General features: G+C 41.7%; 10 protein-coding genes and 1 pseudogene. 5 read left to right on the top strand and 6 right to left on the bottom strand.

The window, feature by feature from the left end:
* Positions 1 to 162: 162 nt before the first annotated feature.
* Positions 163 to 2,289 (bottom strand): serine protease, encoded by a 2,127-nt coding sequence (locus tag NOS7107_RS12130; protein WP_015113268.1) that lies wholly within the window; start codon positions 2,287 to 2,289, stop codon positions 163 to 165.
* Between the two features lie 397 nt (positions 2,290 to 2,686).
* Between NOS7107_RS12130 and NOS7107_RS28325 the strand changes: the two are divergent.
* The 3 genes and pseudogenes from NOS7107_RS28325 to NOS7107_RS12110 all read left to right on the top strand — a co-directional run.
* Positions 2,687 to 3,720 (top strand): annotated as a pseudogene (locus NOS7107_RS28325) (IS630 family transposase); the annotation flags it as partial.
* Between the two features lie 324 nt (positions 3,721 to 4,044).
* Entirely contained in the window at positions 4,045 to 4,269 is a 225-nt protein-coding gene (locus NOS7107_RS12115; RefSeq protein ID WP_015113267.1) for a type II toxin-antitoxin system HicB family antitoxin, read from the top strand.
* On the top strand, positions 4,262 to 4,486 hold the full coding sequence (locus NOS7107_RS12110) for a type II toxin-antitoxin system HicA family toxin (protein ID WP_015113266.1): 225 nt from the start codon (positions 4,262 to 4,264) through the stop codon (positions 4,484 to 4,486). Before NOS7107_RS12115 ends, NOS7107_RS12110 begins: the two co-directional genes overlap by 8 nt.
* A 95-nt stretch (positions 4,487 to 4,581) precedes the next feature.
* Here NOS7107_RS12110 and hemB read toward each other — a convergent pair whose 3' ends face one another.
* From hemB to NOS7107_RS12095, 3 genes are all read right to left on the bottom strand, one after another.
* Positions 4,582 to 5,562 (bottom strand): porphobilinogen synthase, encoded by a 981-nt coding sequence (hemB, locus tag NOS7107_RS12105; protein ID WP_015113265.1) that lies wholly within the window; start codon positions 5,560 to 5,562, stop codon positions 4,582 to 4,584.
* A 314-nt stretch (positions 5,563 to 5,876) separates the two neighbouring features.
* On the bottom strand, positions 5,877 to 6,017 hold the full coding sequence (locus NOS7107_RS29375) for a type II toxin-antitoxin system HicB family antitoxin (protein WP_015113264.1): 141 nt from the start codon (positions 6,015 to 6,017) through the stop codon (positions 5,877 to 5,879).
* Between the two features lie 88 nt (positions 6,018 to 6,105).
* The gene (locus tag NOS7107_RS12095) at positions 6,106 to 6,384 is read right to left on the bottom strand and encodes a hypothetical protein (RefSeq protein WP_015113263.1); all 279 of its coding nucleotides are present in this window, start codon (positions 6,382 to 6,384) and stop codon (positions 6,106 to 6,108) included.
* A gap of 379 nt (positions 6,385 to 6,763) precedes the next feature.
* Between NOS7107_RS12095 and NOS7107_RS12090 the strand changes: the two genes are divergently transcribed.
* Entirely contained in the window at positions 6,764 to 9,967 is a 3,204-nt protein-coding gene (locus tag NOS7107_RS12090; RefSeq protein ID WP_044499936.1) for a HEAT repeat domain-containing protein, read from the top strand.
* Between the two features lie 34 nt (positions 9,968 to 10,001).
* Here the strand turns inward: NOS7107_RS12090 and NOS7107_RS28555 are convergent, their stop codons facing one another.
* Together NOS7107_RS28555 and NOS7107_RS12085 are read right to left on the bottom strand one after the other, a co-directional pair.
* The gene (locus NOS7107_RS28555; protein ID WP_157374016.1) at positions 10,002 to 10,328 is read right to left on the bottom strand and encodes a hypothetical protein; all 327 of its coding nucleotides are present in this window, start codon (positions 10,326 to 10,328) and stop codon (positions 10,002 to 10,004) included.
* Positions 10,318 to 10,659: a DUF4870 domain-containing protein gene (locus NOS7107_RS12085; protein ID WP_015113261.1), complete on the bottom strand. Its 342-nt coding sequence runs from the start codon at positions 10,657 to 10,659 to the stop codon at positions 10,318 to 10,320. The genes NOS7107_RS28555 and NOS7107_RS12085 overlap by 11 nt, the downstream gene beginning before the upstream one ends.
* A 164-nt stretch (positions 10,660 to 10,823) precedes the next feature.
* Here NOS7107_RS12085 and prfC point away from each other — a divergent pair, with 164 nt between their 5' ends.
* On the top strand, positions 10,824 to 12,452 hold the full coding sequence (gene prfC / locus NOS7107_RS12080; RefSeq protein ID WP_015113260.1) for a peptide chain release factor 3: 1,629 nt from the start codon (positions 10,824 to 10,826) through the stop codon (positions 12,450 to 12,452).
* The last annotated feature ends 269 nt before the right edge of the window (positions 12,453 to 12,721 follow it).

Here is a 12,721-nt window from a genome sequence, read left to right as displayed (position 1 = left end):
CGGATGATTGGGGTTGATTGTTGCTGATGTTTCTTGGTAATTTTCCAGCGCTTAGGATTTACTCCGGTAAGGTTGTCATAATTTCGAGTGTTAATGTGAAATAACTCGTAATAATTCATAATTTAAAAGCAATCCAGGATAATGATCATTATTTTTTACTTGCTAACGTTGACGTTTTATAATTGCTTGTACGGTTTGTTGATAAGCTGCTGCATTTCCTTGTTCTTTATACAAATTAGCTGCTATTTCTAAATCACTAATACCTGCTTGCTGTTCGCCTAAATCATAACGAGCTAGACCACGATTTTGATAAGCTTGGGCATAGTTGGAGTTATTGATAATTGCTCGATTATAATCGGCGATCGCTCCTTCTAAGTCTCCCAGATTTTTGTAAACATTAGCTCGATTGTAGTAAGCAAAGGCATAATTAGGTAGAAGCTTCAATGCTTGATTATAATCAGCTAAGGCTCCTTGTAAATCATTTAAATCATATTTAGTATTACCGCGATTATTGTAAGCATAGGCATAATTGGGATTAATTTTAATCGCTTGGGTATAGTCGGAGATCGCTCCTTTTTTATTACCTAAATCAAAGTAGACATTGCCTCGGTTATAGTAAGCTTCGGAATTATTAGCATCGCTTTTGATAGCTTGGCTATAATCTGCAAGTGCCTTTTGCTTTTCACCTAAATAATAAAAGGCATTACCTCTACCATTGTAAGCAGCAGAATAGTTAGGATTAAGTTTAATTGCTTCGTTGTAATCAGCGATCGCCGCCGGAGAATCTTTCAAATCAGAGCGAGCATTGCCTCGGTTATAATAAGCTTCAGCATTGTTAGGATTAGCTTTTAGAGCCAAAGTGTAATCGTTCAGTGCGCCTTGCTTATCGCCCAAGTAATAACGAGAATTCCCTCTCCCGTTGTAAGCCGATGAATGATTAGGATTGATTTTAACAGCTTGGGTGTAATCTGCGATCGCTCCTTGATAATCACCCAAATCATAGCGGGTATTACCTCGGTTGTTGTAGGCAAAAACATAATTAGGGTTAATCTTAATCGCTTGATTGTAATCAGTTATTGCCCCTTGCTTATCTCCTAAAATAGCACGAGTATTTCCCCGATTGTAATAAGCTTCAGAATTACCCGGATCAACTTTAATAGCTAAGTTATAATCAGCCAGCGCCCTTTGCTTATCGCCTAAAGCATAGTGTGAGTTACCACGATTATTATAAGCAGAAGAATAATTAGGATTCAGTTTCAAAGCTTGGTTATAATCAGCTAACGCCCCCCGCTTATCGTCAAAATCATAGAGAATATTGCCTCGATTATAGTAAGCAAAGGCATATTCAGGATTAATTTTTATGGCTTGGTTGTAATCTTTTAATGCACCTTGTTTATCACCTAAATAATAACGGGCATTTCCCCTATCATTGTAAGCATAAGAATATTTGGGATTGATGCTAATTGCCTGGTTGTAAGCTTCAATAGCCCCTTTGTAATCACCTTTCTTATACTTATCCCCACCCTGAATATAAAAGTCATCCGCTTTGGGTGCGGTGGGTGTTGGTTGACTGACAGCACCTACCTCGGCTTTTGGTAAGGTTCGCAAAAAAGTATTGATGGGAATTCCCAAATTAAAGCCAGTTTTGATAATTACGTCGGGATTTTTATCAGAAATTTGATAGTTCTCGGCGGTGTCACCTCTACCGTGAATACCGACTAATTCGCCTTTATCATTCAGTACTGGGCCGCCACTCATTCCCGGTAGAGTGTCGTTATTATAAACTAAAGCATAACCATCACGCAGAGCTTTGGAAGCATTGGCAGTGATTCGCCCTTCAATGAAATTGTAAATTGAGATAGAAATTGCTGCACTAGGTTGAGGGAACCCCGCAACATAAGATGTTGCACCTTCGCTGATATCATCGGAGTTACCCAACTTAGCCACAGGATAAGTTTTATTACTGGTAAACTGCCCCATCGCTAGATCTACCCCTGGCAGTTTTTTCACCGTATTGTACTTTAACTCATAACGGCGATCGTCGGGAGTGACAACTGCATATTTATCTGGGTTGTCGATAACGTGTTTAGCCGTTAATACAGTGTAAGTCTCGCCGTTGCGGCGAATAATTACCCCAGAACCAGAACCATTTTGATTTTCAATCAACACCGTCATAGCTTTAGCGATTTTGCTGACTTCCGTTGAAGAAAGCGCGACAGCTATTTGTGGTTGCACAAAAGCAACTGAAACTCCAATCAGTGCTGGTGTTAATAGATAGTTAAATTTCATAAATTGTTTTGCTATGCTTGCTGTGAGCAATTGGTTTAAAGTATATTGATAAATTTTTTATACCACCCAGATGATACTGAAGTGGGCGATTGTTGAATTCTTCTAATAGAGTTTAATCTTTGTTGATATAAGCGGCTGCTGAATTTTCATTCTGGTGAATGATGTTGTTATTTTTAGCGGCAGGCAATGCAACCTTAATCAAGGCTAAAATTTATCAAGGTGGAAAAATTAAACTATGAATACAAATATTGTGGCTAAAGTTACATCTGAAGGAAAGCTATAGGAATCATATTTGATTTATGAAAAGAACCACGAGATAATACGGAGGGAGATATCTGTCTAACAGAGAACAATGATAAACCAGCATATACAAACCGCGATATCTGAGGTGGGCGTAGCCATCGCAGAACTACAAGAATTTATAGATGATCGGCCAGATGCGCGTGAGGTGAGGAAAGCATTGGCAGTCAAACTGGTTTATCAAGGCTACAAGTATGAGGAAATTCAAACAATTTTAGATGTGTCACTTGGTTCGATAACAAGCTGGAAACAAGCCTACGAAGAGTATGGAATTTCGGGACTGTGCCTGAACCACAAGGGAAGAAAAAGCTACTTAACTGTTCAACAACGAGAAGAAGTTTTAAGTTGGTTGCAAACAAAGGAATGTTGGGAGCTTGGGGAACTTGAAGATAAATTGGCTTTTGAATACGATGTAACTTATGAGTCAAAACGCAGCTATTATGACTTATTTGATGCAGCAGGAATTAGTTGGAAGAAAACTACAAAACTGAATCCAAAAGCCGATCCGGAAGCTGTGGCAGTAAAAAAAAACAGATTGAGACATTGTTGGCAAGCCGCAGAAAAGAAATAGAAGCAGGATTATTGAGAGTATTGTTGATAGATGAGTGTCATCTATTGTGGGGAGACTTGAGTGGGTAAGTCTGGGGTAAAACTGACCAAGAAATAGGAGTTCCGGTTGTCAATGAACGAGACAAACAGACGTACTACGGAGCAGTTGACTATCTCAAAGGTGAATTACTTCTTAAAGCTTATGATGCAGGTAATTCAGACAATACGATTGATTATCTACGTTATTTATTAGACCAGTCACCTCACCAACAATTACTGATTTTTTGGGATGGTGCTTCTTACCATCGTTCCCATCTTGTCCAAGACTTTTTAGCCGAGGTAAACCTTGGTTTACCGGAAGAACAATGGCAAATTCACTGCGTCCGTTTTGCTCCTAATTGCCCATCACAAAATCCGATGGAGGATATTTGGTTACAAGCTAAAACTTGGGTGCGGCGTTTCTGTGCTTTAATTCCTTCGTTCTCTCATCTCAAATGGATGTTCGAGTGGTTTATTCGACACACTACTTTTGATTTTGCCACCCTTCAAATGTACGGAGCTTTTTCAGAAATCAAATATTAGTCCTATAGAAACAACCTTAACTCATATCTTGCACCTAGCCCCGACGAATGGAATTCGCGGCTATAAAAACGAAGTCCGCCTACGCGGACTAACGTAAAATCAAGGTTTTTGAGCCTGCGAAGGCAGGCTTTGTTCGTGTAGCTGCGATTTTAATCGTCAGGTGCAAGATGTGTGTTAAGACGTGATAAATTTCAACACTGACGGCTGAAAGCAAGCTAGGAATTTCACCAGATGTAGCTGTAACGACATATTAGATATAGCTGTAACGACATATCATAAGTAGTTATGGAGTTACGCTTGATTTCAATATAAGGTAAATTGGATATGTCTTATAAAGTCAGCATTGTGATTGAAAAAGATGAATATGGATATTATGCTTATTGTCCTGAACTTCCTGGTTGTCAATCTCAAGGTAATTCACTAGAAGAAGTACAAGAAAACATCAAAGAAGCAGTGGAACTATACATAGAAACATTATCTAATGCAGAAAAACAAGCACTGCAAAACAAAGAAGTATTAACCATGACTTTGGAGGTTAAAGTTGCCTAAACAGCCTCGGCTTACTGCAATAGAAGCTGAAAAACTTTTACTAGAAGCAGGCTTTGTTCAAATTAGAAGTAAAGGAAGTCATAGAATTTATTTCCGAGAAGAAGTAAGGGTTGTAATTCCCTTTCATACAGGAAAAGTCCTGCACCCTAAGATAGTTAAACAAGTTCTACAAGCTATTGGTACTTCTGACGATGAAACTATTGAGAATGAAGATTAAATACCAAAAAAAATAATCTCACGCCTAAACACCAAAACACAAAAAAATACTTTGCGCCTTTGCGTGAGATTTAAAAATAACTCAGCAAAAAGCACTTACCGCAACCATCTAGCGGCATCTTTGGCATGGTAAGTTAAAATCAAGTCTGCACCAGCCCGTTTAAAGCCAGTTAAGGTTTCCATAACGACACGCTCTTCGTCAATCCAGCCATTTAAAGCCGCAGCCTTAATCATGGAATACTCACCGGAAACGTTGTAAGCTGCCACAGGTAAGTTACTCGCTTCCTTCACCCGCCAGATAATATCCATGTAAGCCAAAGCAGGCTTAACCATGAGCATATCCGCACCTTCGGCGATATCTAATTCAATTTCCTTAATGGCTTCCCGACTATTGCCAGGATCCATTTGATAAGTTCTTCTATCACCAAATTGGGGTGTAGAATCGGCTGCATCCCGGAATGGCCCATAGTAAGCGGAAGCATACTTAGCAGCGTAAGACAAAATGGGGATATCTAGGAATCCTGCTTCATCTAATCCCGCCCGAATTGCTTGGACAAAGCCATCCATCATCCCAGAAGGAGCAATGATATCTGCACCAGCCTTGGCTTGAGAAACAGCGGTTTTCTTGAGTAATTCTAGGGTGGGGTCGTTGAGAACTCTGCCTGTTAAATCACCCACTTGCAAGTAACCACAGTGACCGTGACTGGTGTATTCACACAAGCAAGTGTCAACAATGACAATTAAGTCTGGGACTGCCGTTTTTACCGCAGTAGCAGCTTTTTGGACAATTCCGCAATTGTGCCAAGCACCAGTAGCATCAACATCTTTATCTTCGGGAATGCCAAATAAAATAATGGCGGGAATGCCTAAGTCGTACACTTCTTTGGCTTCTTCCACAATTTTGTCTACCGACAGTTGGTAGACTCCCGGCATAGATTTAACTTCCTTGGCAATTCCCTCGCCTGGTACGGCAAACAGTGGGTAAATTAAATCGTTGGTGGTGAGGATGGTTTCACGTACCATCCGGCGCAGTTGGGGGTGGCTACGCAAACGACGGGGACGTTGTATGGGAAACATAATTTTTGGCAAGGAAACGATGTAATGGACACAAGTCAAAGCGGCACAAAAGTAGAGTTTTTCTCTACTTTTGTCAGACAAACTACGAACAGTGCTTAACTGTCCTTTGCCCTACTCTTGATAAAGCTGTGGGGCAATTTTGTATTCTACAACTTTGTAGGACTGTATCTAGCTCACAGTTTTGGAAAAAAGATGTTAATTTTTGATTCTTACGCAGAGATTTATGTTTCCTTTTAATTGACTTCAAATGTAATCAACATTTCTGTGTGCAATCTTTCCTGGATTTCAGAAGGTGATGCTGTCTCAAAAAATAATTACAATGCTTCGATTAAATTAGTTCGTGGTTCTTCAATTGTGTCATCTTGGCGGCTGGCTATATTTAATTCGGGACATAATGCTACATAGCCATTTCCTTCGCGCTCAATGATAGCAGCCATTTGTGTTTTTTGTGTCATTTTTATTACGTTATTTTTGAACTAAATCTATCATTTTGATTTTAAAATAACGTGAGAGACGTTGCACTACAACGTCTCTCAATTTAAATTATTGGATCAAAATTTGCCGAGTTAAAATACTCATTACCTCACCGGACTTCTCTGTTGGTAGCAGTGGACTCCAATCTCCGACGTTAGCGTAGCCAAGCACATGCAAATAGTGAATTGTGCTGGTGACGGCTTTGGGTGAACCAATTAGCAAATGTTTAATTGGTTCTCTGTGGGCAAATGGGAGTTCAGAAACTTGCTGACGAACGGGAAAATTGAAATTTTCGCGTAAGAACTGGGCAAATTTGAATTGGGCAAATTTTAGTAATTGTGCGAACATGGTGTTTATGCTCCTTTCGGGGGGTTATAAAGGCGATCGCTATTTTCTTTGCGGGAATGGAGCGATCGCTTTTATCCTTTTTGGGGGTTTTGAGAAAGGCGATCGCTTTCTTCTTTGTTGAATTGAGCGATCGCCTTTCTCATACCTATATGCTAAGGTATAATTTTATACTTGTCAACTATTATTTCCAAGATTTTTAGGAAAAATTTACCCGTTTTTACACAGATAAATACTGTGGAATTAAAGTAATATTAGTAGCATTATTTAATACAAAAATTGTTCATTACAGACGGTTATTTTTAATAGGAAACCCACAAAGTTTGCGGTGCGTTACGGCTTACGCCTAACACACCCTACACATACGAATTACGAATTAAAAATGTATACGTATATTAAAAGAAAATCGCCCCTTTTCCTCTTTCTGCTTACCCTGCTGCTGACACTTTTGCTGTGTTTACCTTGGGTGAGCGCCAAAGAAAAGCCCAAGCCCAAACCAGAAGCGTGGCAGATTAACGGTATAGTCGCCGCCCTGGATGATGGATATGACAATGTGAAGAAACTCGCTTTTGACAAGCTCAATGAATATGATTTGCAAAATTTGAGATTGGTGTTTGACAAACCAGAGGATATTGCACTCAAAACTGCCAAAATCCTCAAGGATAAATCTGTTGACAATTCTGTTCGTGCCGGTGCAGCAGAGGCATTGGGAACTCTGGGCGATGCTGCTCAACCTTATGTCAAAGACATCGCTGATATCCTCAAGGATAAATCTGTTAACAGTTCTGTTCGTGGTAGTGCAGCAAAGGCGTTGGGAAATCTAGGGGATGCTGCCAAACCTTATGTCAAAGACATCCTCAACTTCTTCAAGGATAAATCTGTTAACATTTATGTTCGTTACTATGCAGCAGAGGCGTTGGGAAATTTGGGCGATGCTGTTCAACCTTATGTCAAAGACATCGCTGATATCCTCAAGGATAAATCTGTTGACAATAATGTTCGTTACTATGCAGCAGAGGCGTTGGGAAATTTGGGCGATGCTGCTCAACCTTATGTCAAAGACATCGTTGACATCCTCAAGGATAAATCTGTTAACAGTTATGTTCGCGGTAATGCAGCAAAGGCGTTGGGAAATCTGGGGGATGCTGCCAAACCCTACGTCAAAGACATCCTCGACTTCTTCAAGGATAAATCTCTTGACAATAATGTTCGTCGTAGTGCCGCAGAGGCGTTGGGAAATCTGGGCGATGTTGCTCAACCTTATGTCAAAGACATCGCTGACATCCTCAAGGATAAATCTGTTAACATTTATGTTCGTGGTAGTGCAGCAGTGGCGTTAGGAAATTTGGGCGATGCTGCTCAACCTTATGTCAAAGACATCCTCGACATCCTCAAGGATAAATCTGTTGACAATGATGTTCGTTACTATGCAGCAGAGGCGTTGGGAAATTTGGGCGATGCTGCTCAACCTTATGTCAAAGACATCGCTGACATCCTCAAGGATAAATCTGTTAACAGTTATGTTCGTGGTAGTGCAGCAAAGGCGTTGGGAAATCTGGGCGATGCTGCCAAACCCTACGTCAAAGACATCCTCGACTTCTTCAAGGATAAATCTCTTGACAATAATGTTCGTGGTAGTGCCGCAGAGGCGTTGGGAAATTTGGGCGATGCTGCTCAACCTTATGTCAAAGACATCCTCGACATCCTCAAGGATAAATCTGTTGACAATGGTGTTGGTTACGGCGCAGCAGTGGCGTTGGGAAAAATAGAACAACTCAAGCTGAATAATATTGTTGTAATTTTAGATAATGTTTATTACGATGGTCAATTACAAATTGCACAGTGGCGATTTTTAACCTATTTCCTTGGTGGTGGCACTGAGGAAGTCAAAACACTGCTGACATGGCTGGGTTTTCCTGAAACTAAAACAATTCCCACTTCCTTAACCCATGAGCAAGGTGTGAAAACTCTCCAAATTTTCGCCCAAGCCTGGGAACCGAGCAAAGATTTCACACGATTACAACAAGACTTAGCCAAACAAATCGCTGTCGTCGCCAGAAAAATCTCTTGGCAACCACAAGATATTGTCATCTTAGAAACTCATTACAACAACCTCAAAAAAGCCGGATTCAACGAAGCGGATTCACTGCAATCAGTCATAGTTAGCCTCAAAGGTTGGCAGTGGTTTATCAACGCCAGACTTACTATCATCTCTCATGCTCTGGTTTGGCTGGCGCTCATCTTCGCTTATCCCAAATTTCCCCAAGTGCAAGCCATCTTTTTCTGGAATCCTTGGGTGCGCCGCATCTTAGGCGTGGGTTACGTCGGCTTTCTCCTCACCTGGATTCCGTTTTTCCGCCGCAAATTATTTGAACCGTTCAAGCCTTCGCTGTTAGCCGATGCTGGGTTAGATAATTTTCACCCGGAAGCTTACTTCCCAGAATCTCTTGTAAAAGTTCCCGGCGCAGAGAAACCCCAAGCGATTAACCAAGTTCTACCCAGCATCACCGGGCAAATCGTTCTGGAAGGTGATTCCGGGTTGGGTAAGTCGATGTTTCTGCGGTATTTAGTCAAAACCTCACCCCGCATTGTCGTTTATCTCCCCGCCCGCAAGTGCGACAATGGGGTAATTGAAGCGATTCAAGCCAAGCTGCACGGACAAGCACAAGACGCTGATTTTCTCAAGAATTTGATTTACAGTGGCGCGTTAGATATCTGTATCGACGGGCTGAACGAAGTCACAGCCGACACCAGGGCGAAAATCTGCCAGTTTGTCGAAAGCTATTTCCGGGGTAACATCATCATGGCTACCCAACCCCTAGAGTGGATACCACCTTCCACCGCCAAGATATATAAATTACAACCCCTGGAGTTAGCACAGATTCAGCAATTTTTACTTTCCCGTCAGCCACAACTACCCAAAGATGCCAACATTCAAGGTGATAATTACAAACAAGCCTGCACAAGTTATTTAACTCAAACTCTCAGCCAGCAACAACCACCGGAGGAGTTAGCCGCTAATCAAAGAATTCTCTCTAACCCGATGGATTTATCACTAGTGGCTTTGATGTTATCTCAAGGTGAGTCTCCTAACTTATTTCACCTGCAACAACAGCAATATAAATTGATGGCGGCGGAGTATTTGCAAGAGTGGAAGCAAGAATTTCCATTAAAAAAATTCTCCGATGCGGTTTATCAAATGCGGCTGGATGATGAACAGGCGCTACCTGCGGCAGAATTTCATCAAGTTTTACAGTCTTTGGAAGATGAGAAGTATAAAATGGTCGTCAGCCGTCAATGGCAAAACGAAGAAGGCGCAGCGAAAAAGGAATGGTACTTCCGCCACGATAAAATTATGGAATTTTTCTTAGTGCAGAACTTTCTCGGTGAGGGTGACGACGCGGAAAAACATCTCATCGACCATATAGGCGACCCGCGTTTTCGTGGTGTATACTTTTTGCTGGCGACGCTATTACCTTTAGATGCGGCGAAGGAACTGCGGGAAAAGTTAATTCAATACGCGGCTGATACGAAGGATCATACTGTGAGCGATACCTTCGTGCAGTTGTTACGGCCAAGGTCGTAATCAGTAGTTAAACATAATTAATTACATAAAGTCATTACGTAGCTTGCTTCCCGAAGGGTACGGAGCGATCGCGAAGTGAAGTAATCGCAAAGACTTGGCGATTGCGTCGTTCCACTTCGTTCCACTCGCAATGACATATCACAAGTAATTTACCGAACATGATATCACGCACGAGTATTGGAAACTCGTTCACGAGTGGCGCAGGTTGGATTGAGAAACGTAGACGCACTCCGCAGGGTAACTCAACATCATCAAGACTTTGTTGAGTTGCGCGATCATCTAACCCAACCTTGTATCTAGCTAATAGTTTGGGAAAAAAGATGTTAATTTTTGATTCTGAAGGCAGAGGATTATAGAACACGGAAAATGAAGGGATAGCGGAAGGGTTGGTCTGGATCGGTAAAAACACTGGCGATCGCCCAAATTGTTAATCCCCAATGCAGCAAATAGCCGATACCAATTAGGGGAAATAACAAACCAAAAGTGAGCCAGATGAATGATGTAATAATAATTCCATAAATCCAAACATTAAAGTGAAAATTAATAGATTCTTTGGCATTTTCTAGCACTACCGGATCATTAGCAATAAACAGCATCGCGATCGGTATCCCAACTGACACAAAAGTCGTACTGAAAAAAATTGCTCCATGACATAAGGCAGATAACAGCTTTCGCTTGTCTGGGTCGTACATACATTTCTCCTTTGAGGGGGTAGGGGCAGAACTTTATCATCAGCACTCAGCACTATTGTTGACCCTATCACGAGCCTCGTTGTTTTAAGATTAAAAGACTTACTAAAGTAGAGAAAAATTAAGTTAAGTAAAGTAACAAGGTCAGCTGTACATTTAGGTCAATTATGTCAACGGAAATTCAATCAGAACTCCATCAAGCAGTAGAACTGCGACGCAATTTTGCGATTATTTCGCACCCTGACGCGGGTAAAACGACACTGACAGAAAAATTGCTGCTGTACGGAGGTGCGATTCATGAAGCTGGTGCGGTAAAAGCGAGACGGGCGCAGCGCAAGGCTACTTCCGACTGGATGGCGATGGAACAACAACGGGGTATTTCCATTACCTCCACCGTCTTACAGTTTGAATACCGTAATTGTCAGATTAACTTATTAGACACCCCCGGACACCAAGATTTTAGTGAAGATACTTACCGCACTCTTGCCGCCGCCGATAATGCGGTGATGTTAATAGATGTGGCGAAAGGTTTGGAACCCCAAACCCGCAAATTATTTGAAGTATGCAAATTGCGGGGTTTGCCAATTTTCACCTTTGTAAATAAACTCGACCGTCCGGGTAGAGAACCTTTAGAACTGTTAGATGAAATTGAACAGGAACTAGGGTTGCAGACTTATGCAGTGAATTGGCCAATTGGGATGGGCGATCGCTTTAAGGGTGTTTTTGATCGTCAGCAACAACAAATTCACTTGTTTGAACGTAGCGCCCACGGTAGTAAAGAAGCCCTAGATACTGTTGTTGACTTGGGTGATGCCACAATTGAACAACTACTAGAACCAGAATTGTACTACCAACTCAAAAATGATCTGGAACTTTTAGACGGGGTCGGCCCGGAACTAGATTTGGAATTAGTGCATCAAGGCAAAATGACTCCGGTGTTCTTTGGTAGCGCCATGACCAACTTTGGCGTAGAGTTATTCCTCAAGTCTTTCCTTGACTGTGCCTTAAAACCAGGTGTTCACAACAGCAGCGTTGGTGAAGTTCCCCCCACCTATCCGGAATTTTCCGGTTTTGTGTTCAAGTTGCAAGCCAATATGGATCCAAAACACCGCGATCGCATCGCTTTTGTCCGGGTCTGCACTGGCAGATTTGAAAAAGATATGACAGTCAATCACGCCCGCACAGGCAAAGTTGTGCGTTTATCTCGTCCGCAAAAACTTTTTGCTCAAGAACGGGAATCGATTGATACAGCATATCCAGGTGATGTCATCGGGTTAAACAACCCTGGCGTGTTTGCGATCGGCGATACCATTTATACAGGGCAGAAGCTGGAATATGAGGGGATTCCCTATTTTTCACCAGAACTGTTTGCTACCCTGAGAAACCCCAACCCCTCAAAGTTTAAGCAATTTCAAAAAGGTATTTCGGAATTGCGCGAAGAAGGTGCTGTGCAGATTATGTACTCAACTGATGAAGCCAAACGCGACCCAATTTTGGCCGCGGTGGGTCAGTTGCAATTTGAAGTGGTGCAGTTTCGCCTACAAAATGAGTATGGTGTAGAAACAATTCTCGATGTATTACCCTACAGCGTCGCCCGTTGGGTAGCCGGTGGGTGGGAAGCTTTGAATAAGGTGGGACGTTTATTCAACACCACCACAGTCAAAGACAGTATGGATCGACCAGTGCTGCTATTCCGCAATGAGTGGAATTGCCATCAGTTACAAGAAGACCATCCAGATTTAAAATTAAGCGCGATCGCCCCGGTACTTTATGGTCAATCATCAGTGGAATCTTGAAAAAGTATCCAGTATCCAGAATTCAGTACAAATTTTGAATTCTGACTCCTGAATTCTGACTCCTGAATTCTACTTATCGGGTATAGTTGATGTCCACGGCATCGCGGGGTCGCGTTGTTATATCACCGTGGATCAAAAGTCAAAAGCTAAAAGTGAAAAGTAAAAAGAAAATCTTATATCTAAAACGCGAGGCGCAGCAGTCTAGTTACTGGTGAGCAACTTTATTCTTCTTTACTTTTGCCTTTTACCTTTTACCTTTTTCCTTTTAC

The organism is Nostoc sp. PCC 7107 (assembly GCF_000316625.1).
In the GTDB taxonomy this organism is placed as follows: Bacteria; Cyanobacteriota; Cyanobacteriia; order Cyanobacteriales; family Nostocaceae; genus Nostoc_B.
The sequence above is the reverse complement of the archived record's forward strand: the minus strand, read 5'-3'. Positions and strand labels throughout refer to the sequence as shown.